This is a genomic window from Streptomyces sp. NPDC030893 (assembly GCF_055571535.1).
In genome coordinates, this window is the sequence record NZ_JBVIFC010000001.1 from 423,941 (window position 1) to 446,977 (window position 23,037).

25 protein-coding genes, 2 tRNA genes and 1 pseudogene are annotated in these 23,037 nt (G+C 69.6%); 22 read left to right on the forward strand and 6 right to left on the reverse strand.

Going from position 1 to position 23,037, the window contains the following annotated elements; genetic code table 11:
- Nucleotides 1-15 precede the first annotated feature (15 nt).
- Complete coding sequence (locus ACZ434_RS01855) at nt 16-474, forward strand: HD domain-containing protein (RefSeq protein WP_468450717.1); 459 nt, start codon at nt 16-18, stop codon at nt 472-474.
- 18 nt (nt 475-492) lie between these two features.
- Here the strand turns inward: ACZ434_RS01855 and ACZ434_RS01860 are convergent, their stop codons facing one another.
- Entirely contained in the window at nt 493-1,680 is a 1,188-nt protein-coding gene (locus tag ACZ434_RS01860) for an acyltransferase family protein (RefSeq protein ID WP_468450719.1), read from the reverse strand.
- 657 nt (nt 1,681-2,337) lie between these two features.
- On the opposite strand from ACZ434_RS01860, the gene ACZ434_RS01865 reads away from it, so the two are divergent.
- The 3 genes and pseudogenes from ACZ434_RS01865 to ACZ434_RS01875 all read left to right on the forward strand — a co-directional run bounded on the left by ACZ434_RS01865 (nt 2,338) and on the right by ACZ434_RS01875 (nt 4,440).
- Nucleotides 2,338-2,532 (forward strand): hypothetical protein, encoded by a 195-nt coding sequence (locus ACZ434_RS01865; protein ID WP_360411203.1) that lies wholly within the window; start codon nt 2,338-2,340, stop codon nt 2,530-2,532.
- Between the two features lie 1,347 nt (nt 2,533-3,879).
- Nucleotides 3,880-4,176: pseudogene (locus tag ACZ434_RS01870) on the forward strand (HDIG domain-containing metalloprotein); the annotation flags it as partial.
- Entirely contained in the window at nt 4,177-4,440 is a 264-nt protein-coding gene (locus tag ACZ434_RS01875) for a phosphohydrolase (RefSeq protein ID WP_468451771.1), read from the forward strand. It begins immediately after the preceding pseudogene.
- On the opposite strand, the gene ACZ434_RS01880 is transcribed toward ACZ434_RS01875, so the two are convergent.
- Together ACZ434_RS01880 and ACZ434_RS01885 are read right to left on the reverse strand one after the other, a co-directional pair.
- A complete protein-coding gene (locus ACZ434_RS01880) occupies nt 4,428-4,898 on the reverse strand; it encodes an NUDIX hydrolase (protein ID WP_468450722.1) in 471 nt (156 codons plus the stop codon). The two genes, ACZ434_RS01875 and ACZ434_RS01880, sit on opposite strands and share 13 nt — an antisense overlap.
- A 48-nt stretch (nt 4,899-4,946) precedes the next feature.
- Entirely contained in the window at nt 4,947-5,678 is a 732-nt protein-coding gene (locus ACZ434_RS01885; RefSeq protein ID WP_468450724.1) for an XRE family transcriptional regulator, read from the reverse strand.
- Nucleotides 5,679-5,834: 156 nt separating this feature from the next.
- Here ACZ434_RS01885 and ACZ434_RS01890 point away from each other — a divergent pair, with 156 nt between their 5' ends.
- From ACZ434_RS01890 to ACZ434_RS01945, 12 genes are all read left to right on the forward strand, one after another.
- A complete protein-coding gene (locus tag ACZ434_RS01890; RefSeq protein ID WP_468450726.1) occupies nt 5,835-6,188 on the forward strand; it encodes an SCO3933 family regulatory protein in 354 nt (117 codons plus the stop codon).
- 3 nt (nt 6,189-6,191) lie between these two features.
- Entirely contained in the window at nt 6,192-7,547 is a 1,356-nt protein-coding gene (locus ACZ434_RS01895; RefSeq protein ID WP_468450728.1) for an FtsK/SpoIIIE domain-containing protein, read from the forward strand.
- Nucleotides 7,548-7,566: 19 nt separating this feature from the next.
- Nucleotides 7,567-8,235, forward strand: a complete 669-nt coding sequence (locus tag ACZ434_RS01900; protein WP_468450730.1) for a DUF2637 domain-containing protein — start codon at nt 7,567-7,569, stop codon at nt 8,233-8,235.
- A gap of 18 nt (nt 8,236-8,253) precedes the next feature.
- Entirely contained in the window at nt 8,254-8,448 is a 195-nt protein-coding gene (locus ACZ434_RS01905; protein WP_468450732.1) for a hypothetical protein, read from the forward strand.
- A 1-nt stretch (nt 8,449) separates the two neighbouring features.
- Complete coding sequence (locus tag ACZ434_RS01910; protein WP_468450734.1) at nt 8,450-8,641, forward strand: mobile element transfer protein; 192 nt, start codon at nt 8,450-8,452, stop codon at nt 8,639-8,641.
- A gap of 12 nt (nt 8,642-8,653) precedes the next feature.
- Entirely contained in the window at nt 8,654-8,809 is a 156-nt protein-coding gene (locus tag ACZ434_RS01915) for a hypothetical protein (protein ID WP_468450737.1), read from the forward strand.
- 12 nt (nt 8,810-8,821) lie between these two features.
- Complete coding sequence (locus tag ACZ434_RS01920) at nt 8,822-9,151, forward strand: SpdD-like protein (protein WP_468450739.1); 330 nt, start codon at nt 8,822-8,824, stop codon at nt 9,149-9,151.
- A 93-nt stretch (nt 9,152-9,244) separates the two neighbouring features.
- Nucleotides 9,245-9,796 (forward strand): GGDEF domain-containing protein, encoded by a 552-nt coding sequence (locus ACZ434_RS01925; protein WP_468450741.1) that lies wholly within the window; start codon nt 9,245-9,247, stop codon nt 9,794-9,796.
- Nucleotides 9,797-9,881: 85 nt separating this feature from the next.
- Nucleotides 9,882-10,064 (forward strand): hypothetical protein, encoded by a 183-nt coding sequence (locus ACZ434_RS01930; protein ID WP_468450743.1) that lies wholly within the window; start codon nt 9,882-9,884, stop codon nt 10,062-10,064.
- Nucleotides 10,057-11,439 (forward strand): replication initiator protein RepSA, encoded by a 1,383-nt coding sequence (gene repSA, locus ACZ434_RS01935; protein ID WP_468450745.1) that lies wholly within the window; start codon nt 10,057-10,059, stop codon nt 11,437-11,439. The genes ACZ434_RS01930 and repSA overlap by 8 nt, the downstream gene beginning before the upstream one ends.
- On the forward strand, nt 11,432-11,644 hold the full coding sequence (locus ACZ434_RS01940) for a helix-turn-helix domain-containing protein (RefSeq protein WP_468450747.1): 213 nt from the start codon (nt 11,432-11,434) through the stop codon (nt 11,642-11,644). Before repSA ends, ACZ434_RS01940 begins: the two co-directional genes overlap by 8 nt.
- Nucleotides 11,644-12,813, forward strand: a complete 1,170-nt coding sequence (locus tag ACZ434_RS01945) for a tyrosine-type recombinase/integrase (protein WP_468450749.1) — start codon at nt 11,644-11,646, stop codon at nt 12,811-12,813. Before ACZ434_RS01940 ends, ACZ434_RS01945 begins: the two co-directional genes overlap by 1 nt.
- Before the next feature lie 69 nt (nt 12,814-12,882).
- Here the strand turns inward: ACZ434_RS01945 and ACZ434_RS01950 are convergent.
- Nucleotides 12,883-12,953, reverse strand: a tRNA-Gly gene (locus tag ACZ434_RS01950).
- Between the two features lie 177 nt (nt 12,954-13,130).
- On the opposite strand from ACZ434_RS01950, the gene ACZ434_RS01955 reads away from it, so the two are divergent.
- From ACZ434_RS01955 to clpX, 5 genes are all read left to right on the forward strand, one after another.
- Nucleotides 13,131-13,207: transfer RNA gene (locus ACZ434_RS01955), tRNA-Pro, on the forward strand.
- 165 nt (nt 13,208-13,372) lie between these two features.
- Nucleotides 13,373-14,764, forward strand: coding sequence for a trigger factor (gene tig / locus ACZ434_RS01960; RefSeq protein ID WP_468450751.1), 1,392 nt, complete (start codon nt 13,373-13,375; stop codon nt 14,762-14,764).
- Nucleotides 14,765-15,187: 423 nt separating this feature from the next.
- Entirely contained in the window at nt 15,188-15,793 is a 606-nt protein-coding gene (locus tag ACZ434_RS01965; protein WP_359191959.1) for an ATP-dependent Clp protease proteolytic subunit, read from the forward strand.
- Between the two features lie 109 nt (nt 15,794-15,902).
- Entirely contained in the window at nt 15,903-16,601 is a 699-nt protein-coding gene (locus tag ACZ434_RS01970; protein WP_468450753.1) for an ATP-dependent Clp protease proteolytic subunit, read from the forward strand.
- A 183-nt stretch (nt 16,602-16,784) separates the two neighbouring features.
- Complete coding sequence (clpX, locus tag ACZ434_RS01975; protein ID WP_468450755.1) at nt 16,785-18,071, forward strand: ATP-dependent Clp protease ATP-binding subunit ClpX; 1,287 nt, start codon at nt 16,785-16,787, stop codon at nt 18,069-18,071.
- Between the two features lie 80 nt (nt 18,072-18,151).
- Here clpX and ACZ434_RS01980 read toward each other — a convergent pair whose 3' ends face one another.
- A complete protein-coding gene (locus ACZ434_RS01980) occupies nt 18,152-19,060 on the reverse strand; it encodes a hypothetical protein (RefSeq protein WP_468450757.1) in 909 nt (302 codons plus the stop codon).
- Nucleotides 19,061-19,097: 37 nt separating this feature from the next.
- Complete coding sequence (locus ACZ434_RS01985; RefSeq protein WP_468450759.1) at nt 19,098-20,066, reverse strand: hypothetical protein; 969 nt, start codon at nt 20,064-20,066, stop codon at nt 19,098-19,100.
- Nucleotides 20,067-20,203: 137 nt separating this feature from the next.
- Between ACZ434_RS01985 and ACZ434_RS01990 the strand changes: the two genes are divergently transcribed.
- The gene (locus tag ACZ434_RS01990; RefSeq protein WP_468450761.1) at nt 20,204-22,828 is read left to right on the forward strand and encodes a valine--tRNA ligase; all 2,625 of its coding nucleotides are present in this window, start codon (nt 20,204-20,206) and stop codon (nt 22,826-22,828) included.
- Nucleotides 22,829-23,037 lie beyond the last annotated feature (209 nt).

The following is a 23,037-nucleotide window of genomic DNA, read 5'->3' on the forward strand; positions in this document are numbered from 1 at the left end:
GGGCACACTGGACGGATGACCGACACACCGCGTACCCCGCTCACCCCGGACCAGGTGGAGGCCATCGCCCGCGCCGCGCACGCCGGCCAGACCGACAAGGCGGGCCGCCCCTACGCCGAGCACCTCCGGGCCGTCGCCGACGGCGTACGGGCACGCGGCGGCGACCGGGAACAGATCGCGGCGGCCTGGCTGCACGACGCCGTCGAGGACGACCGGCTCACCGGACAGTGGCTCGAGGAGGCCGCCCTCACCCGGCGGACCAAGGACATCGTCCTCGCGGTCACCAAACGGCCCGGTGAGCCGCCCGAGGCGTACGCGGCCCGCATCCTCGCCACACCCGGCGCGCTGCTGGTGAAGGAGGCGGACCTGGCGCACAACGCCGACCCGGCCCGGCTCGCGGTCCTCGACGGGCCGACCCGGAAACGACTGACCGAGAAGTACGCACGGATGCGCGCGCTTCTCGGTCTGACGTGAAGGGGAGCGAGTGACCGGTCAGGCGGTCACCTTCTCGCGCGACTCCCGCTGCTCCACCCGCTCGCCCGCGGGCGCCGATGCGGGGGCGTCCCGCTTGAACGCCCACTCCATCCTCGGCTCCACCACGGGCCGGAAGACCCGCCGCACCGGGCTGCTGCACAGCGCCGTCACCATGGCCGCCGCGAGGACGGTCACCACCACGGCACCGAGTGGTGTGTGGAGGACGGAGGGCTCGAACCAGCCCTGGTAGTCGCCGCCCTTCACCACGAAGCCGTGCAGCAGATAGCCGTACAGCGTGCCCGCGCCGAGCGCCGTGAACCACGTGCGGCGTCCCGGTACCCAGGCGAAGAAACAGGCGGCGAGCAGCAGCGAGCAGCCGAACGTCGCGAGCACCATGAGCGGGCCCGCCCACCACGGCCCGCCCAGCTCCTGCGCGGAGTCACGGTGGTAGAACCACCCGGCGCTCAGCCGCGGCACGGCCAGCCAGCTGAGCAGCAGGGCCGTCGCGAACACCGGCACCGCGGCGATCCGCAGCGACCGGCGGCGCACCAGGTGGAAGTGCTCCGGCCGCAGACACAGACCGAGCACGAAGTACGGCAGGAACTGCAGCACACGCTGCAGATCGAGATCGTTGCCGATCTCGGGGCTGACGCTGGCCAGCATGGCGATACCCAGGGCCAGCGGCAGGGGGTGGCGGACCAGCTTCCAGATCGGCGTGGTCAGCCGCCAGACGAACAGGGCGACCAGGAACCAGGTCAGGTACCAGGGGTCGGCGAGGCTGATCTCCTGCCCGGGGTCGTCGTCCACGAACCGCTTGAAGAGGGGATAGGCGGTCTCGAAGACGATGTACGGCACGACGACGCCGGTGATCAGCCGCCGCAGCCGGTCGGACCGCATGTCGAAGCTGCGGGAGAAATAGCCGGAGATGATGATGAACGCCGGCATGTGGAACGCGTACACGACCGCGTACGCCGCCTCCAGGGTCCGGCTGTCACCCTTGAGCGGCTCCCAGGCGTGGCCCACGGCCACCAGCACGATCGCCAGGTACTTGGCGTTGTCGAAGAACGCGTCGCGCTGTCTGCCGGACGGGGCCGGCCGGTCGTCTTCCTTGCTGTTGGTGCGCGGGCTCGGCACTCCGTCCGCCGGTGACTCGGCCGGGGGGAGCGGCGTCCTGCGGTTGCCGTGCGGTCGCTGCGAGTCCGTCACTGACCCTCCCGGCGGGAACTCGGGGGGACGATCGGTGAGCTCGCTGCGCTTGCGGGGGACGAGGCAGCGTGGAACATCTGAGGCACCCTAGCGTTGTCCGTGGGATTTCGTAAAACGCCCGACGTCATTCCTGGTATTCGGTCCGGGTACCCCGGATCGGGGAAAGCGCGCATACCTGTGAGGTGAGGGGCAACACATGACGCGGTAAGGGGGTTTGACCGCTCCGGGTGCCCGTACTTGTCAGGATTCTTCCGGATCAATCCGTGCATGAGGTCGCCAGGGGACTCCTGCGATATGTCCGGTTGCGCGCCCCGTCAAAGCGTCCCCCGCAGGCCCGTTGGGACATCTGTCGCGCATCTGCGGTGCTTCTGCGATGCATTTGCGGTGACCATTCGAAAGACCTGCGAACGCATTGTGTGGAGACGGCAACGGCCTTGTCGAATTGCCTGCGCGCGTGCTCCTTCGAATTGTCGTGCGAAATAGCGCCGTTGGTCCTCCGGGGCGCAGCGGCGCACCCGCGCGGGGACACGGCGCGGCGAACGATGCGTCAGCCGCCGCATGACGCGGCCGTGTTGGTGGCACGATGGTTCTGGCGGGGTGCGCGGGGTCGCGTCGCCCGGGCCGGGGAAGCCGAACCGACCGAGGGTGTGATCAGTTGTGGCCATTTCACTGTCAGTGGTGCTGCTGTTGGCGATCATCCTGGTGGTGCTGCTGAGAGGTGGCTCCATCAAGGCCGGGCCGGCGATCGTCGCCGTCCTCTTCGGCTTCTTCCTCGCCTCCACCGGCATGGCCGACGACATCCAGCGGTTCCTGGACTCGATAGCCGAGATGGTCAACTCGATCAGCTTCTGACCCCGCCCCGCGGAACCGCTCCGCCGGAACGCCGAGGGGCCGGGTTCGAGAACAAGATCTCGAACCCGGCCCCTGAGCCGAAGAGAGCGGGCGACGGGAATCGAACCCGCGTAGCCAGTTTGGAAGATCGCGTATGCGGATCCGGCTGAGCTGGGAGGTCGTTGACCTGGTGCTTCCTAAGGCTCCGCCTGCGAGTACCCGTGGTTCCCCGCTGGTGCCCCTCGCATCGGGCACGCGAGGGGCATGTGAATCGGTTGCTACATGAGTTGCCTGATCCAAGGGGCAGCGACCGCGACCAGGCCGACGATCGCTGTGATCAGTTGGAGCGCCTGTGCCGTTGTTTCGGTCTTGGTGCGACAGCACCCATGCGTCTGTGGCTTACTGGCATGCAAGTTGGACTTGCTCGCGAGCAAGTCGCGGCTGTACAGTCTCATATCAACTAGCCCATTGCATTGTGATGGGCTGGCGCTGGGGTTGGAATCCTCCAAGGGGTCCCTCCTCGTAGAGCCATCAGGCGTCGGCGTGCTGTGAGAGGTGTCGCAGACGTCTTTTTGGCGTGCTTACAGTACGCGCGTGGGCACTCTAGCAGGCTCGTCGCCACAACTGCCCAGCGCTGGCCAGAACTTGGAGTTGCTGGGGCTTGACCCGCTTCGAGGACCGTAGCAGCGAGGCCGTCCGTCTCCGTCCAACTGGGTCTGCGGTCGCTCACTTCCGGCAACTAGGCGCTTGGCCTAAGACTCGGCGAGACTCGGATGGACTCGGAACTACTCGCATTGGTGAGTAGGCTGCGCGAGCCTCAAAGTTGGCTGAAAAGCTACTATGCGGTCCACGGCGTCTCGATGGCAAGCAAGGTCGGTGGAGCGACTTTGGCCGGGAGCTGCTTTGGCGCGAGTGATCATGGCCCCGTAAGCTTCCGGCGCGTCGGGCAGTCTGTGGACCTGCCCGCTAAAGCACGACGTTGGGGCCATGATCTTCGAGGCTCGCGCCAAAGTGGCTGGCTAAAGTCGCGGAGCCGGCCGCCCCAGCCACGACGGGTTCTGACCTCGGCTCCGCCCCCTCCGTTCAGCCCCGGCCTGGTCTTCGCCCCCTTGTGGGCGCGGGCGGGCGACGGCGCGCAGCCCCGGTGACGAAGGCAAGGAGGGGCGGCGCGGCGGCGACCGACCGGCGCCGCCGCGCTGTGCGCGGCACCTCCGATCTCCGATCGGACTGCTTGCAGTTCCAGGAGGCCGGGAGCGACGGCGAGCGCAGCGAGCCTTGATCAACGTAGGGAAACTCTTACCGCGCCACAGCTCGGGCGGCGGCTTCCGGACTGTTGGCTACCTGCTCACCTGGGCTACCGTGCGATATATGCCCTCTGGACTAGACACGCCCCAAGGCGCGGCCGAGCTGGCCGAGTCGCTGTTGCCCCCGCTCGGGAACCGCTGGCTGCACACTCAGGCGGTCGCCGCTCGTGCCTGCGAGGCTTCCGCGGCTGTGTCCGAAGAGGACCGTGACCTACTCGTGGCCGCCGCTTGGCTGCACGACATCGGGTATGCCTCGGAACTGCGGGACACGGGGTTTCATCCGCTCGATGGGGCTCGATACCTGGAGACGCACGGTGCGCCTTCCCGACTCGTGTGCTTGGTCGCTCACCACTCCGGAGCCGTGTATGAGGCTGAGCAGCGGGGCCTGACTGCCGAACTGGACGTCTACGAGCGGGAGGACTCTCCCGTGCTGGACGCACTGATCTTCGCGGACATGACGACCGGGCCGGCGGGGCAGTCCTTCGACTTCGATCACCGCATTGACGAGATCCTCAAGCGGTACGCGTCAGGCAGCGAGGTGCACAACGCGATCAGCAAGGCGCGCCCGTACCTCGGGGCCGCTGTCGAGCGGACGCGCTCCCGCCTCGGTGATCAGCCGATGTAAGGATCGGGCCGGTCGGCAAGTCCGTGATCGATCCGCATCCGCATCGACGGGTGGATGTTCAGGGCGTCCAGTCGGCTCGGGTGCACGAACGCCACTTCCTTGCTCTCGCTGCTCGTGCGCAGCTCGCCGCCGGTGATCCGTGCCCGGAAGCAGATCGAGAACTGTTGGCGGACCTCGCCGTCGTCGTACGCCATGACGTGCGCCGGGTTGGTGTAGACACCGACAAGTCCCGTCACCTCGACGTCGAACCCGGTCTCTTCCTTGGTCTCACGTACGGCCGCAGCGGGGGCTGACTCGCCGACATCGACTCCACCGCCGGGGAGTGCCCATAGGTCGTTGTCCGTCTTGTGGATCAGCAACACTTCCCCCGCATCGTTGAGTGCAACGGCGGTGACGGACGGAACGATGCTGTTCGCTTCTGGTGCGTTCGGATCGTTGAAGTAGTCGACTCGGGCCATGTGCCAAGCCTTACACGATCCGCCGGGTGGTTTCCGTGTCCTGGCTGGCTACTCGGGCCGTCCACGCTCCCACGCGTAGTCAAAGCTCCGCATGTAGTGACGGAACGTTCGCGCGCCCGGGATGTAGCGGAAGTGCAGGACGGGGTTCTGCCCCGCGGGCGCGCCGAGCACGTGAGGGTTCACCAACACGTCGTCGTCGAAGCGGTAGATCGAGTTGTAGAGGATCGTGTCGTGCAGCCGGACTTCCACGCCGGGCGTCGTCATGGCCGGTTCGAGGTATCGCCGGGTGATCCGGGCCCGTGCGGCAAGATCACCGCCTATGCCTTCCTCTTCGCCACGCTGGCGGACCATCTCCGAGTCGGGGTCGCCGAGCAGGACGCGAACTTGCGCGCCGGCCTTGGCCTTCTCTGCCAACTGGTCGGGAAGGTCCGGGTGGTTGTCGAAGAGGAACAGTCCCGCGTACACCAGGATGTCTACGTGATCACTCGCCTTCTCGATCAGCGATGACCACAAGGCGGCCGGTACCGCGCCCCGGTGGGGGTAGTACGTGATCAGCTCGGATGCGCTCGCCGACTCGGCTTGCTTCTGCACGGCCGGCCAGATGTAGACCTCATCGACGCCGAGGAAGCTGGCAGCCTTCCAGCGGTGTCCCCGGTGCGGCGTGCGGTCCGTCGTGATCCAACGCTCCACGCTCTTGGGGTCCACCCCGACGTGCTGTGCCACGGACTGGATCGTCTCGCCCTTCGCTGAAATCGCCGCGCGCAGACGCTCGTTCGCCATGACGTGTCCTCCCTTGGGACGCCGTAGGGACGTTTTGACGATAGCTCAGACGTCCCCAAGCGTCCATGCGGACCGTGATGCGTCCACCACCTCTCGCGGTCTCCTGATCTCACCGCCGAACGGCGGCTCAACTCCGCCAGATCAGGAGAACAGACGATGCGTCAGATCCCCGTCGACACCGCGAACGCGACCGTGATGGTCGCCAAGGCCCCGCAGCCCAAGGTGAAGGACCGCCGTACCGGTGAGATCGCCGTGGACAAGGACGGTGCCACCCTGATGACCGTGGAGGTCATGTTCTCCACGCCCGACGAGGTGGAGATCCTCAAGCTCACCGTTCCGGAGCCGGGCGTCTCCAAGGACCTGACCATGGGGACTCCGGTGGTGCTGACCGGCGTGGTCGCCTCGCCGTGGGAGAACGAGTTCAACGGCCAGAAGCGGCACGGCATCGCCTTCCGCGCGGTCGCGGTGACCTCGCTCGCCGATGGCGCGTCGAAGCCGAAGGCGGCCTGAGTTATGACGCGGCTGCTATTCGCCCTGGTGCTGGTCGTCGCCGCTGCGGGTCTCCTGCGGTGGCGGCGCCCCGCCTGGTTCTGGCTGACCTTCGGGGTCACCTTCGCCGCGCTGCGGGTCCTGGTCCGCTACGGCTCGGTCATGGACGCATGCGGGCTCACGGTCCCGGCCCCCCGCTGGCGCCTGACCCTGGCCCGGATGACCAACCGGCCCGTTCCCGGTCCTCGCGCTCCGCGCATCCTGCGGGTGCGGGTGACCCGTACCGGCCTGGTGCTCCGGCTCAAGCTCCGGCCCGGTCAGGACGCCTTCGACGTCGCGGCCTCGTGCGACCGGCTGCGGCACTCCTTCGCCATGTACGGCGTCACCTCCCGCGAACTGCGCTCGGGGGTCGTCGAACTGCGCATGACCGGCTATGACGTGCTCAAGCGCGTGCAGATGCCTGCGCACGTCGATACCCGGCCGATGCGGGTCCCGGTCGCCCTGCGTGAAGACGGAGCCGTGCACTACCGCGATTACCGGGCTGTGCCGCACGGGCTCACCCTGGGTGCCACGGAGTCGGGGAAGTCGGTCTATCAGCGCACCCTTGTGGCCGCGCTCGCGCCGCAGCGCGTTGCCCTGGTCGGCATCGACTGCAAGCAAGGGGTTGAGCTGTTCCCGCTGGCGCGCCGGTTCTCAGCGCTGGCCGACAGCCCCGACACAGCCGCCGAACTCCTCGATGCGCTGGTGTCCCACATGCAGGACGTGTATCAACTCCTCCGGGCCGAGCAGCGAATCACCGCTGATGTGCCTGATGCCGAGATCGCCGCCGACATCTGGGACCTGCCGGAACACCTGCGGCCGGTGCCGGTGGTGGTCCTGGTCGACGAGGTCGCCGAACTCGCCCTGTACGCGAGTAAGGAAGAGGAGAAGCGGCGGGACCGGATCATCACCGCGCTCGCCCGGCTCGCCCAGCTCGGCCGCGCGGCAGGGATCTACCTGGAGATCTGCGGGCAGCGCTTCGGCTCGGAACTCGGCAAGGGCATCACGATGCTCCGTGCCCAGCTCACCGGCCGGACCGCGCACCGGGTCAACGACGAATCCTCGGCGAACATGGCCTTCGGCGATATCGCCCCGGATGCCGTGCTGGCCGCGATCCAGATCCCCACCGACACCCCCGGCGTCGCCGTCACCGGTGACTCGGCCGGCGGCTGGGCCCGCATCCGCGCCCCCCACACCTCGCTCCGGCACGCGGTGAACGTCTGCAACCGGCACGCCCACCTGGCCCCGGACCTGCCCGTCCTCGCGCCGTTCCGGCCCGCCCTCGGCACCTTCGCCCCGGTCCCCGCTCCGGCTGTCGAGTCCGTACCGGCCGCCGCCTGAGCCGGAAGGAGAAGCCGTCATGACCCGCTCTTCTCTGCGCGTGGATGCCGTCTTGGTTCAGGCCGTCATCGCCGGCGCCTTGTCCTTCGCCCACCTTCACGACCTGGCTGCCGCCGCTGGACAGGACGGCTGGAAGGCCTGGGCCTATCCGGTCTCCGTTGATCTGCTGCTGGTCGCCGCCTGGCGTCGGCTGCGGACCGATGGGCCGTCCCGGCTGGCCTGGTGCTGGTTCCTGATCGCCCTGGTGGCCTCGCTCGGTGCGAACGTCGCCACCGCCGGACTCCTCGACCTGGACGACGTTCCGGCCTGGCTGCGCATCCTGGTCGCCGCCTGGCCAGCCCTGGCCTTCATGGGAGGCACCCTCCTCGCCCACTCACCCGCGGGCCACTCCCCGGACCCGGACCCTGAGCCCGCGCCCGAGGTGGAGCCCGAACCGGTCGCCCCTGCTGAGCCGGACCCGGAACCGGTACCGGTGGCTGCCGTCGACGACACCCCCGCCCTCCCGGCCGCCGACCCGGACCCGGCACCGCCGGCCGTTCCGGTCCCGGCCGCGCTGGTCGACCACGCCCGCAAGGTCGCCGCCGACCACGAGCACCGGACGGGTGCCCGGATCGACACCGACACCCTGCGCGCCCGCCTCGGCGTCCCGCCGCACATGGCCGACGCCATCGCTGCCCAACTCGCCTGACCCGGAGGGAGACACCTCGTGCTTGGCGACCTGAACGACCTGACCGCCGCTGACCACCTCGACGGCGCCCGCGAGATGGCCGCCGCGAACCGGCCCTACCTCGCTCACCTGCTCGCCGAGGAAGCCGCCCGCCGCACCGCCGACCCGGCCACCGCCGCGGGTATCCGCGCCACCTTCCCCGACCCGACCCTGACCCGAACGGAGACCGACTGACATGCCCGCCCGCGACTTCTTCCACTCCGTGATGCGCATCGGCCCCGTGCAGATCGGCACCCACCGCGACCGCAACGGCACCACCAAGCACGCCGCCGTGTGCAGCTCGGACGACTGCGGCTGGTCCGCCGACTACTCCAGCCAGTCCGCCGCTCAGCTCGCCGCCCGTACCCACCGCTGCCGCGTCCGCTAGGAGGCCACCGTCATGGACGTCCCGCTCTGGCTCGCCCTGATCGTCATCGGCTGGCTCGGCGTCAAGCTCGTCCGCCCGCCCTGGTGGCTGATCGCCGTGCTCCTCCTCGGCGGCTTCCTCCTCGCCGACAGCGTGCTTGCCCCCGTCATCGACACCGCCGTCAAGTAAGGAGACCCGCTGATGTTCCGGCCCAAACTCCCGACCATGCCCCAGCCCACCGGCCGGGTCACCCCGCCCGCGGTCGTCGTCGAACCGGCCAGCATCACGCCGGGCACCTCGGCCATGCCGCCGGCCCCGGTCTCCCCGGCCCCGCTGCCGACCCGGCCCACGGTCCAGCTCACCCCCGGCACCGCGCTCGCCCTCGTCGGCGGCGGCACCGCCGTCGTCCTGGTCGTCGGCGCCGTCCTGGTCTCCCTGCTCCTCGCGGTCGCCATCACGGGCGCCTCGGTCGCCGTCTGCGCCCTGGTGATCCGCTCCCTGGTCAACACCGACACCAAGCGCCACCGCTGACCGGACCGAGGGCGACGCACAAGCCGCCAGCACGCCGCCGCCCTCGGTCCATCGCTCCGCTCCTCCAACCGCGCTCGCGAAAGGGAAACACCCATGGACCCGCAGATAGCCGCGACCCTCCTGCCGTTACTCGGCTGGGCCCTGCACGGCGGCATCCTCACCCGCCGTCTCGCCTCCGCCCGCCGCGACCCGCTCACCGGCCTGCACACCCGCGCCGGATGGACCGCCCGCGCGGAACGCCTCATCCGCCGGCACTCCACCGCCGCCGTGCTCCTGGTCGACCTCGACCACTTCAAGAGCCTCAACGACACCCACGGCCACGCCGCCGGGGACGCCGCCCTCGTCGCCACCGCCGACCGGCTGCGCACCTGGTGCGGACGCAACGGCACCGCCGGACGCCTCGGCGGGGATGAGTTCGTAATCGTCGTCCGCGACTTGGCCGCCGCCGACCTCGACGCGCTCACCGCCGAACTGCACCGGCCGCTGCCCTATGCGGACACGTCGCTGCCCCTGGCCGCCTCCGTCGGCGTCTGCCCCCTCGCCGAACTGCCGGTGCCGCTCCTGACGGAAGCGCTCGCCACCGCCGACGCGGCCATGTACGCGGCCAAGGGCCGTGGCCGCCGGGACTTCCGCACCTCTCACTGACCGGCCACCGGGTGGCGCACAAGCCGCCAAGCACGCCGCCACCCGGGGCCGTTCCTTCCAACCGCAATCGAAAGGAACCCCCATCATGACTTACCGCACCCCGCCCCCGCCGCGTATCTGCCCCACCTGCGACGGCTTCGCCACCGTCGCCGTCACCTCCGGCGGACGCAACACCCGCGGACACCTGCGCACCATCACCGCCCACTGCCCGACCTGCCACGGCACCGGCACCATTCGCCCGACCGCACGGGAGCGGGCCCGTGCCTGACGCACTGCTCGACCCGGCCACCCTCGGCGACCTGCTGAGGGTGGCCGGGTCCCCCGGCTTCGACCGCTGGCAAGACCAGATCCGCCGCACCGGTGGCTGCTCCGATCCCATCCACCTGACCGGCTGGACGATCCACAAGGACAAGACCACCGGCGAGACGCTGCACCGTTACTCGACCGAGGGCGAGCCCGGCGGACGCCTCCGCGTCGCCTGCGGCAACCGCCGCGCCTCCCGCTGCCCGTCCTGCGCCTGGACCTACGCGGGCGACACCTACCACCTGATCCGCGCGGGCCTCGCCGGTGACGACCGCCGCGACATCCCCGCCACCATCCGGGATCACCCGCGCGTCTTCGCCACCCTCACCGCACCCTCGTTCGGCCCGGTCCACAACCGGCCCGACCATGGAGTCTGCCGCTGCGGTGCTCGCCATGCCCCGGACGCTCCGGAACTGGGCAGTGCCCTCGACCCGGAAACGTACGACTACGCGGGCGCCGTGCTCTTCAACAACCATGCCGGGCAGCTCTGGCAGCGCTTCACCAACCGGCTCCGCCGCGAAATCGCCGCCCGCGCCGGCCTCACCCAACGCGAGTTGAAGGAGTCGGCCCGGCTGTCGTACGGCAAGGTCGCCGAGTTCCAGAAACGCGGCGCCCTGCACTTCCACGCCGTCGTACGCCTCGACGGGCCCGACGGGCCGGACACTCCGCCTCCGTCCTGGGCCACCGTCGATCTCCTCGCCGACGCGATCCGCGCAGCTGCCGCGCACTCCTACACCTCGGTCTCCGTCCCGGCCGCCGCCGACCAACCGGCCCGCACGTTCCGGTGGGGCACACAGCTCGACGTCCGCCCGGTCAAGGCGTTCGGGGACGGCTCCGACATCACCGAACAGGCCGTCGCCTCCTACGTCGCGAAGTACGCCACCAAGGCAGCCGAGAACACCGGAACCCTCGACCGCCGCATCGGGGAGCTCTCCGAACTCGACCGCCACGGCGTCCCCGACCACACCCGCCGCCTGATCACCGCATGCCGCGACCTCGACTCGCTGTATCCCGACCGGCGGCTATGGGCCTGGGCTCACATGCTCGGTTTCCGCGGCCACTTCTCCTCGAAGTCCCGCCGCTACTCCACCACCCTCGGCGCCCTCCGTCAGGCACGCGCCGACTACCGCGCAGCCCAGGAACACACCGCCCTCGGCCTGGACGACCGAGAGCCGGACACCGTCCTCGTCCTCGCTGACTGGCAGTACGCCGGCCACGGCCACACCCCCGGTGAATCCGTGCTCGCCGCCACCATCGCCCGCGGCCTCCAGCTCAACCGCGAAACCGCCCGCGAAGCACTCGCAGACCTGCGTCAGGAAGGAGAGCAAGACCATGCATGAGCGCTATCTCAACGTTGATCAGGTCGCCGAACTCCTCGGCACCAGCGTGCGTTTCCCGCGCCGCCTGATCGAAGAACGCCGCATCACGTACGTGAAGGTGGGCCGTCACGTGCGTATCCCGGAGAGCGCTGTACGGGAGTTCATAGCTGCCAACACGGTGCAGCCGCGGCGGGGTCGTCCTGCTCTCCAGGGGGTGGCTGCCTGATGGCAGGGAAGCGCCGACAGTTCGGCCGGGTCCGCAAGCTCCCGTCCGGTCGCTACCAGGCCCGCTATGTCGGTCCCGACGGCATGCTTCGGCCGGCCCCGGAGACCTTCCGCACGAAGAAGGACGCGGATGCCTGGCTGGCCGACAAGCAGACCGAGATGCGACGCGGCGACTGGCACGACCCTGACGCCGGGAAGATGGCGTTCGGTCCGTATGCCGCTGCCTGGATCGAGGAACGGGAGGTGACCACGCGGACGCGACAGCTCTACGCCTCGCTCCTCCGGCATCACCTGGAACCCACCTTCGGAGGTGTCAACGTCGCCGACATCTCGCCCCCGCTCGTGCGTCGCTGGCGCGCGGACAAGCTCGCCGCCGGCACCGGTCCGACGACCGTTGCCAAAGCGTACGCGCTGCTCCGCGCCATCCTGCACACCGCCGTCTCGGACCAGATGATCCGGCGCAACCCCTGCACGATCAAGGGCGCGAGCGTGGTGCACACCCCGGAGCGGCCCACCGCCACAGTGCAGGAGGTGTACGACCTCGCCGACGCCATCCAGCCGCGCTACCGGGCGCTCGTCCTCATGGCGGGCTTCCTCGGTCTTCGCTGGGGCGAACTGATCGGCTTGTACCGCCGGGATGTCGACCTGGACCACGGCGCCGTGCGCGTCCGCCGGTCCGTCGCCGAACTCAACAACGGCCAGCGTGAGATCAAGGCGCCCAAGAGCGCGGCGGGCAAGCGTACGGTGTCCATCCCTGCCGCGATCATCCCCGACATCCGCGAGCACCTGAAGCGGTACGCCGAACCGGGCGCCGACGGCCGTGTGTTCATCGGTGCAAAGGGTGCGACCCCGCGCCGGAACCACTTCAACCGGCTATGGCGCGCCGCGTGCACCGACGCCGGCATCAAGGGCCTGCACTTCCATGATCTTCGGCACACCGGCAACACGCTGGCTGCGTCGACCGGTGCCAGTACCCGCGAGCTGATGGCGCGCATGGGTCACAGCACCGCGCGGGCCGCGCTGATCTACCAGCACGCCAGCGCCGAGCGGGACCGGTTGATCGCCGATGCCGTGTCCGGGCTCGTCGACAAGGGCCGGAAGAAGGTACGGAAGGGCAAGAAGAGGAAAGATCGAAAGCCCAAGGGGCACGCCGGGGACACGACCGACTGATCGGGACCCCGGAAAGGGATCAGGGCCAGGCGGAGGAATCATCCTCTGACCTGGCCCTGAGTCGTACAGAGCGGGCGACGGGAATCGAACCCGCGTAGCCAGTTTGGAAGACTGGGGCTCTACCATTGAGCTACGCCCGCACACGGAGCGCCGCGCGTCGGAAGGCCGCGGCACTGACAGGCATCGTAGCGGGTTGTACGCCCTCGTCGCACACCCCGTTTCCGGACCACCGCCCCGGGGCCCGCCCGGACCGCACCGCGCAGGGAAACGCGGCGGCCGTTCCGCCCGGGTCGATGTACCCTACGTCTCGCACCAGACGGGGTGTGGCGCAGCTTGGTAGCGCGTCCGCTTTGGGAGCGGAAGGCCGTGGGTTCAAATCCCGCCACCCCGACCAGCCACCTGCTCCTGAGCCGGTGATCGCCTTTTGGGTGCCGTAGCCGCTGCCGTTACTATGCAAGCTGCGCGCCCTGTGTGTCTCTGAAGTCCTCCGGGCGGCGAATCGGCCGGGCCGCTCTGGTCCCGGCAGAACCCGAGAAGTCAGCCACAAGGAGACCGAACCGTGAAGAGCGCCGTGGAGACCCTGAACCCGACCCGGGTTCGGCTCACTGTCGAGGTGCCCTTCGAGGAGCTCAAGGACAGCCTCGACGCGGCGTACAAGAAGATCAACCAGCAGGTCACGGTGAAGGGCTTCCGCAAGGGCAAGGTCCCGGCCCGGGTCATCGACCAGCGTTTCGGCCGCGGTGCGGTGCTGGAGGAGGCCGTCAACGACGCCCTCCCGAAGTTCTACACCGACGCGGTCAACGAGGCCGAGCTGAGCCCGCTGGGCCAGCCCGAGGTCGACATCACGGAGCTGAAGGACGGCGAGACGCTGAACTTCACCGCCGAGGTCGACATCCGCCCCGCCATCGAGATCCCGGACTACTCCGGCATCGAGGTCGAGGTCGACGCCGTCGAGGTCAGCGACGAGGACGTCGACAAGGCCGTCGAGGAGCTGCGTGAGCGCTTCGCCTCCACCTCCCCGGTGGAGCGCGCCGCCGAGGACGGCGACGTCGTCACCATCGACCTGCAGGCCAAGGTCGACGGCGAGGTCCTCGAGGACGGCGTCGCCGACGGCGTCTCCTACACCATCGGCTCCGGCGAGCTGCTCGACGGCATCGACGACGCCGTGAAGGGCGTGGAGGCCGGCGGCGAGGCCACCTTCACCTCCGAGCTCAAGGGCGGCTCGGCGGCCGGCAAGGAAGCCGAGGTCACCGTCAAGGTCACCCAGGTCGCCAAGCGCGAGCTGCCCGAGCTGGACGACGACTTCGCACAGCTCGCCTCCGAGTTCGACACCCTCGAGGAGCTGAAGGCGGACAGCCGCAAGCGCCTGGAGAACATGAAGCAGTACGACCAGGCCACGCAGGCGCAGGAGCGCGTCCTGGAGAAGCTGCTCGAGCTGGTCGAGGTCCCGGTCCCCGAGAAGCTGCTCGAGGACGAGATCAACACCCGCAAGCACAACCTCGAGCACCACCAGCTCGGCCAGATGGGCCTCGACCTCGCGAAGTACCTGGAGATCCAGGGCAAGACCGAGGAGGAGTTCGACACCGAGACCCGTGAGGCCGCGGTCAAGGGCATCAAGACCCAGTTCGTCCTCGACGAGCTCGTCAAGCAGGAGAAGCTCAACGTCAACCAGGAGGAGCTCACCGAGCACCTCATGCGGCGCGCGGCCTCCTCCGGCATGTCCCCCGACCAGTTCGCCCAGGCCGTCGTCGAGCAGGGCCAGGTCCCGCTCCTCGTCGGCGAGGTCGCCCGCGGCAAGGCCCTGGCCTCCGTGGTCGAGAAGGCCACGGTCAAGGACACCAACGGCGAGATCGTCGACCTCGAGGACGAGGACGACGAAGAGGCCGAGGCCACCGAGTCCGCCGAGGGCGAGGCCACCGAGGCCCCCGCCGCCGAGAAGACCGAGGGCTGATCCTCGCGTCACCGCTGATGTGATCACCAGGGCCCCGGGGTGTACGACACCACGGGGCCCTGCCGCAAGCACCCCGGGAACGCGGGGAACCACGCGACGCCGCGCTCGACCCCGGTTCGTCACGGTCCGGCGTCGGAGCAGCCCACCCCAGGGGCGCGGGGAACTGCGCGACCAGCCCCCCACCGGCCCGTGCCCGCCCGCGCGCTCCACCACGCACCATGGCGTAAACGCACCCGGCGCCCCCCGCGGAGCACTACGCCCCCGGCGAACACCCCGGTTACCGGGATTCCCCGGCGCAGCCCCCGCGTTAGGGTCCATGAATACGAGGGCAGGGGAGTCACCGAACAAGGCTCCAGCCCGCAGGGAAACGTGAGACGGCCCGGCGCCGTCGTAAGACGAGCAGGTGGATACGTGACGAATCTGATGCCCTCAGCCGCCGGCGAGCCTTCCATCGGTGGTGGCCTCGGCGACCAGGTCTACAACCGGCTGCTCGGCGAGCGGATCATCTTCCTCGGCCAGCCGGTCGACGACGACATCGCCAACAAGATCACCGCACAGCTGCTGCTCCTTGCCTCCGACCCGGACAAGGACATCTACCTGTACATCAACAGCCCCGGCGGCTCCATCACGGCCGGCATGGCGATCTACGACACCATGCAGTACATCAAGAACGACGTGGTGACGATCGCGATGGGCCTGGCGGCCTCCATGGGCCAGTTCCTGCTGAGCGCCGGCACCCCCGGCAAGCGTTTCGCGCTGCCGAACGCCGAGATCCTGATCCACCAGCCGTCCGCCGGTCTCGCCGGCTCGGCCTCGGACATCAAGATCCACGCCGAGCGGCTGCTGCACACCAAGAAGCGCATGGCCGAGCTGACGTCCCAGCACACCGGTCAGTCGGTCGAGCAGATCACCCGTGACTCCGACCGCGACCGCTGGTTCGACGCCTTCGAGGCCAAGGAGTACGGCCTCATCGACGACGTGATCGCCACGGCGGCCGGCATGCCGGGCGGCGGCGGCACCGGGGCCTGAGCGGCCGTACGGAGGCCCCCGGCCCCGTACCCGCCCCCACCGGGCCCCCGGGCCCGGTGACCAGCCCCAGCAGCCCCAGCCGACGCCTCAGCCCCTTTCAGGAGACACCGTGAACAGCTTCCCCGGCAGCGGCCTGTACGACCGCACGCCCGCCGCCTCCGCCTCCGAGGGCCGCTACACCGGCCCCTCGGCCGAGTCCCGCTACGTCATCCCGCGCTTCGTCGAGCGCACCTCCCAGGGCATCCGCGAGTACGACCCGTACGCGAAGCTCTTCGAGGAGCGGGTGATCTTCCTCGGCGTGCAGATCGACGACGCCTCCGCCAACGACGTCATGGCGCAGCTGCTGTGCCTGGAGTCGATGGACCCCGACCGTGACATCTCGGTCTACATCAACAGCCCCGGCGGCTCCTTCACCGCGCTGACGGCGATCTACGACACGATGCAGTACGTGAAGCCGGACATCCAGACGGTCTGCATGGGCCAGGCCGCCTCCGCCGCCGCCGTCCTGCTGGCCGCCGGTACGCCCGGCAAGCGCATGGCGCTGCCCAACGCGCGCGTGCTGATCCACCAGCCGTACAGCGAGACCGGCCGCGGCCAGGTCTCCGACCTGGAGATCGCCGCCAACGAGATCCTCCGGATGCGTACGCAGCTGGAGGAGATGCTGGCCAAGCACTCCACCCGGCCGCTGGACAAGATCCGCGAGGACATCGAGCGCGACAAGATCCTCACGGCCGAGGACGCGCTGGAGTACGGACTGATCGACCAGATCATCACCACCCGGAAGATGGACAACTCCAGCCTGCGCTGACGCGAGGCGGGGGTGTAACGTCTGCCGCCCCTTGGCACGGTTTGGCACGGTCCACGTCAAAGTGAACCGTGCCAAGGGGGGCCCGAACGGGGGGCCAGGCAAGGTACCGTCGGACATAAGGCAGCACCAGGAGCCGCCGGACATCGACGTCCGGTCGTCTCCCAGGCGAAGGGGAAGCACACCGTGGCACGCATCGGTGACGGCGGCGATCTGCTCAAGTGCTCGTTCTGCGGCAAGAGCCAGAAGCAGGTCAAGAAGCTCATCGCAGGGCCCGGTGTGTACATCTGCGACGAGTGCATCGATCTCTGCAACGAGATCATCGAGGAAGAACTCGCCGAGACCAGCGAGGTCCGCTGGGAGGAGCTTCCCAAGCCCCGCGAGATCTACGAGTTCCTCGAGGGGTACGTGGTCGGGCAGGAGGCCGCCAAGAAGGCCCTCTCCGTCGCCGTGTACAACCACTACAAGCGCGTCCAGGCCGGCGAGAACGGCGGCGCGCAGGGCCGCGAGGACGCCATCGAACTGGCGAAGTCCAACATCCTCCTGCTGGGCCCCACCGGCTCCGGCAAGACCCTCCTCGCCCAGACCCTGGCCCGGATGCTGAACGTGCCGTTCGCGATCGCCGACGCCACGGCCCTCACCGAGGCGGGGTACGTCGGCGAGGACGTCGAGAACATCCTGCTGAAGCTGATCCAGGCGGCCGACTACGACGTCAAGAAGGCCGAGACCGGGATCATCTACATCGACGAGATCGACAAAGTCGCCCGCAAGAGTGAGAACCCGTCGATCACGCGCGACGTCAGCGGCGAGGGCGTACAGCAGGCCCTGCTGAAGATCCTCGAGGGCACCACGGCCTCCGTCCCCCCGCAGGGCGGCCGCAAGCACCCCCACCAGGAGTTCATCCAGATCGACACGACGAACGTGCTGTTCATCGTGGGCGGCGCCTTCGCCGGACTGGAGAAGATCATCGAGGGCCGGGCCGGCGCCAAGGGCATCGGCTTCGGCGCGACGATCCGCTCCAAGCGGGAGCTGGAGAACAAGGACCAGTTCGAGCAGGTCATGCCCGAGGACCTGGTCAAGTTCGGCATGATCCCCGAGTTCATCGGCCGGCTCCCCGTCATCACCAGCGTCCACAACCTGGACCGCGAGGCCCTGCTCCAGATCCTGGTCGAGCCGCGCAACGCGCTGGTCAAGCAGTACCAGCGCCTCTTCGAACTCGACGGTGTGGAGCTGGACTTCGAGCGCGAGGCGCTGGAGGCCATCGCCGACCAGGCCATCCTCCGCCAGACCGGCGCCCGCGGCCTGCGCGCCATCATGGAGGAGGTCCTCCAGGGCGTGATGTACGAGGTCCCGTCCCGCAAGGACGTCGCCCGCGTGGTCATCACCGCCGACGTGGTCCTCTCCAACGTCAACCCGACCCTGATCCCGCGCGACGCCCGCGGCCGGGGCTCCGGCGAGCAGAAGACGGCGTAACCGCGGCGGAGGAAAGAACGACGCGCGAAGGGGCCCCGGTCGGCGACCGGGGCCCCTTCGCGCGTCGTTACGATCCCGGATCAGGCCTTGACCCGCGCGGCGGAGCGCAGTTCGGCGGCGAACGCGGCGACGTCGTCCGTGGCGAGACCGCCGCTGCCCCCCTCCTGCGCCGCGGCCAGGTCCAGTCCGTTGACCACGCCGTAGGTGCTGTGGTCGGCCCACACGCACACCGGCATCTCGAGCTTGGTGTCGCCCTCACTGATGCTGGCCGTCTGGCACTTCATGACGGCACCGTCGAGACCGTCCGGCTCGACCGTCTCCGGGCTGCCCTCCCAGGTGACCGTCTCCGGCTCACCCGCGTTGTCACCGGTGTCCTTGGAGTTCTCGTGGGCGTTGACGAACGCCTTGTCGATGGAGCCCTCCGGGTCGCTGATCTCCCCGTAGGCGCCGTTGAAGGCCATGGCCTTGCCCAGCTCGGTGGACGAGCCGCTGGCGTAGGACGCCTTCACGACCTTGCCGCCCTCGATGCCGATCTTCTCCAGGTCGGCCTTGGAGTTCGTCCCCGTCGGGCCGCCGTCGCCCGAACCGGACGAGCCGCCGCCCTTCTTGTACTCGCCGACCGAGGCCGGCGGCTCCAGCTTGTGCGGCCCGTCGTCGGCGATGTCCGCACCGCCGCCCCCGCCGAAGACGAAGTACGCGCCCACACCGATGGCGGCGACGACGGCGACGGCGCCGACGATGATCGCGGCCTTCTTGCCTCCGCCGCCGGACGCGGGCTGCTGGGGCGGCATGCCGTACGGGGGCTGGCCGTAGGGCGGCTGCTGGCCGTACGGGGGCTGCTGCGGCGGCACGCCGGGCTGCTGCGGGTAGCCGTACCCGGGCTGACCGGGCTGACCGGGCTGCGGCTGCTGCCCGTAAGGCCCCGGCTGACCGTACGGCCCCGGCTGCTGGGGCTGCCCCCCGTACGGGCCCGGCTGGTTGTGACTCATTGCTTCGTTCCCCCTCCAGTCGCTGATGCCGTGGCGCTCACGCCTTGGTGCGGACCTCGTTGCGCAGCTTGGTGGTGATGTCCGCCGCGGCGCTCTTGGTGATGTCCTTGGTGTTGTCACCGGGGGAGACCACCGCGATGGTGCTGTAGTCGGCCCAGGCGCAGAACCAGTTGGTCGTCTCCTTCTGCGTGAGGTCGTTGGTGCCCTTGGCCGCCTGGCACTTCATCACCGCGCCGTCGATGTCGACCGACTCCGGCTCGCCGACCAGCTCGGACATCAGCTCGTTGTTCGACCCCTTCTCCGTCTCCTTCTTGAGCGAGGCGAAGATCTTGTCGACCGCGGCTTCCGGCTCGGTGACCTGGCCGTAGGCGCCGAAGAACGACACGCCCTTCGCGGCCAGCAGCTCGGACTGGTCCGGGAGCGTGGTCGGGTCCTGCGGGTCGTAGCTGCTGAAGTCGGCCGTCGAGTAGGCGGCGGCGACGGACTTGCCGTCCTTGATGCCGCCCTTGGCCAGGTCGTCCGCCATGCCGGAGCTGGAGTCCTCGCCGCCGTCGCCGACACGCGTGTACTCGCCCAGCACCTTCTCCGGCGTCGCCAGCTTGTGCGGGCCGTCGTCCTCCAGGCCGCCCGCGCCGCCGCCCCCGCCGATCACGAAGTACGCGCCCACACCGATGGCGGCGACGACGGCGACGGCGCCGACGATGATCGCGGCCTTCTTGCCTCCGCCGCCGCCCGACGCGGGCTGCTGGGGCGGCATGCCGTACGGGGGCTGGCCGTGCTGGCCGTAGGGCGGCTGCTGGCCGTACGGGGGCTGCTGCGGCGGCACGCCGGGCTGGCCGGGCTGCTGCGGGTAGCCGTACCCGGGCTGGCCGGGCGGGGGAGCCTGCTGGGGGTAGCCGTAGCCGGGCTGCGGAGCCTGCGGCTGCTGGCCGTAAGGTCCCGGCTGGCCGTACGGCCCGGGCTGCTGGGGCTGCCCGCCGTACGGGCCCGGCTGGTTGTAGCTCATTACTGGGTTCCCCTCCAGATGCTTACGCGTTGCTGACATCCTGACTCAGGAGTGATGCGTTCAGGCCAGTGGGGGTCGCACCGTTACAAACGAAACGCGTTTCGGGACAGGCTCGTGACGCCTCTAAACTGAGCCGCGTGACCGAGAACGCTCAGCAGCAGCCACCAGCGCCCACGACCGAACTGCCGACCCAGTACGCGCCGGCCGATGTAGAGGCGCCGCTGTACGAGCGCTGGGTGGAGCGCGGTTACTTCGAGGCGGACGAGAAGAGTGACAAGCCGCCCTTCACCGTCGTCATCCCGCCGCCGAACGTCACCGGCAGCCTGCACCTCGGGCACGCCTTCGAGCACACGCTGATCGACGCCCTCACCCGCCGCAAGCGCATGCAGGGCTTCGAGACGCTGTGGCAGCCGGGCATGGACCACGCCGGCATCGCCACGCAGAACGTCGTCGAGCGGGAGCTCGCCAAGGAGGGCAAGTCCCGCCACGACCTCGGCCGTGAGGCGTTCGTCGAGCGGGTCTGGCAGTGGAAGGGCGAGTCCGGCGGGCAGATCAGCGGCCAGATGCGCCGTCTGGGAGACGGTGTCGCGTGGTCGCGCGAGCGCTTCACCATGGACGAGGGCCTCTCGCAGGCCGTCCAGACCATCTTCAAGCGGCTCTACGACGACGAGCTGATCTACCGCGCCGAGCGCATCATCAACTGGTGCCCGCGCTGCCTGACCGCGATCTCCGACATCGAGGTCGAGTACCAGGAGGACGACGGCGAGCTCGTCTCCATGAAGTACGGCGACGGTGACGACGCCATCGTCGTCGCCACCACCCGCGCGGAGACGATGCTCGGCGACACCGCGGTCGCCGTCCACCCCGACGACGAGCGCTACAAGCACCTCGTCGGCAAGCTGATCAAGCTGCCGCTGACCGACCGTTCCATCCCGGTCGTCGCCGACGAGCACGTCGACCCCGAGTTCGGCACGGGCGCCGTCAAGGTGACCCCGGCGCACGACCCGAACGACTTCGAGATCGGCCGGCGGCACGACCTGCCCGCCATCGCCGTCATGGACGAGCACGCGGTCATCACCGCCCACGGCCCCTTCCAGGGCCTGGACCGGCTCGAGGCCCGCTCCGCCATCGTCGCCGCGCTGCGCGCCGAGGGCCGCATCGTCGCCGAGAAGCGGCCCTACACCCACTCCGTCGGCCACTGCTCGCGCTGCAAGACCACCATCGAGCCGCGGCTGTCCATGCAGTGGTGGGTCAAGGTCGGCCCGCTGGCGAAGGCGGCCGGTGACGCCGTCCGCGACGGCCGCGTCAAGATCCACCCGCAGGAGATGGAGAAGCGGTACTTCGACTGGGTCGACAACCTCCACGACTGGTGCATCTCGCGCCAGCTGTGGTGGGGCCACCGCATCCCGGTCTGGTACGGACCGGACGGCGAGGTCGTCTGCGTCGGACCGGACCAGGAGCCGCCGAGCGGCGAGGGCTGGCACCAGGACACCGACGTCCTCGACACCTGGTTCTCCTCCGGCCTGTGGCCGTTCTCCACGCTCGGCTGGCCGGAACGGACCGAGTCGCTCGCGAAGTTCTACCCGAACTCCGTCCTGGTCACCGGCTACGACATCCTCTTCTTCTGGGTCGCCCGGATGATGATGTTCGGCCTGTACGCGATGGACGGCACGCCGCCGTTCCACACCATCGCCCTGCACGGCATGGTCCGCGACCAGTTCGGCAAGAAGATGTCGAAGTCCTTCGGCAACGCGGTCAACCCGCTGGACTGGATGGACAAGTACGGCTCCGACGCCCTGCGCTTCACCCTCGCCCGCGGCGCCAACCCCGGCGTCGACGTCCCCATCGGCGAGGACTGGGTCCAGGGTTCGCGGAACTTCGCCAACAAGATCTGGAACGCGACGCGTTTCGCGCTGATGAACGGCGCCACGGTCGAGGGCCCGCTGCCGGACGCGTCGAAGATGTCGCCGACCGACCGCTGGATCCTGTCCCGGCTGAACTCGGTGGTCGCGGAAGTCGACGCGTACTACGACGACTTCCAGTTCGCCAAGCTGTCGGACGCGCTGTTCCACTTCGCGTGGGACGAGGTCTTCGACTGGTACGTCGAGCTGTCCAAGACGACGTTCCAGGCGGGCGGTGAGCCGGCCGAGGTCAGCAAGCGGGTCCTCGGCGAGGTCCTCGACGTCACCCTGCGGCTGCTGCACCCGGTGGTCCCGTTCGTCACGGAGACCCTCTGGACGACGCTGACCGGCGGCGAGTCGGTCGTCATCGCGGAATGGCCGAAGGACAGCGGCTTCCGGGACGCCGGCGCCGAGCGGGAGATCGAGACGCTCCAGTCGTTGATCACCGAGGTCCGCCGCTTCCGCGCCGACCAGGGGCTCCAGCCGGGCCAGCGGGTCCCGGCCCGGCTGACCCTCTCCGGTACGGCACTGGCCCCGCACGAGCCGGCCATCCGGCAACTGCTGCGCCTCCAGCCGGAGGGCGACTCCTTCGCCGCGACGGCGACCCTGCCCGTCGCGGGCGTCGAGGTCGCGCTGGACCTGTCCGGTGTGATCGACGTCGCCGCGGAGCGCAAGCGGCTGGCGAAGGACCTGGCGGCGGCGGAGAAGGAGAAGTCCCAGGCGACGGCGAAGCTCGGCAACGAGGCGTTCCTGGCGAAGGCGCCGGACCACGTGGTCGGCAAGATCCGCACGCGGCTGGCGAAGGCGGAGGACGACATCACCCGAATCCGCACCCAACTCACCCACCTGCCCCCGTCGTAACCCCCGCCACCGCAGGCAGCCACGCGGCTGGGACCGGCGCCGCACCCCGCCGCTGCGGGCAGCCGTGCCGCTGGGGGCTGGCGCCCGCCCCGCGCTGCGGGCGGTTGTGCTGCTGGGGGCTGGCGCCCGCCCCGCGCTGCGGGCGGTTGTGCTGCTGGGGGCTGGCGCCCGCCCCGCGCTGCGGGCGGTTGTGCTGCTGGGGGCTGGAC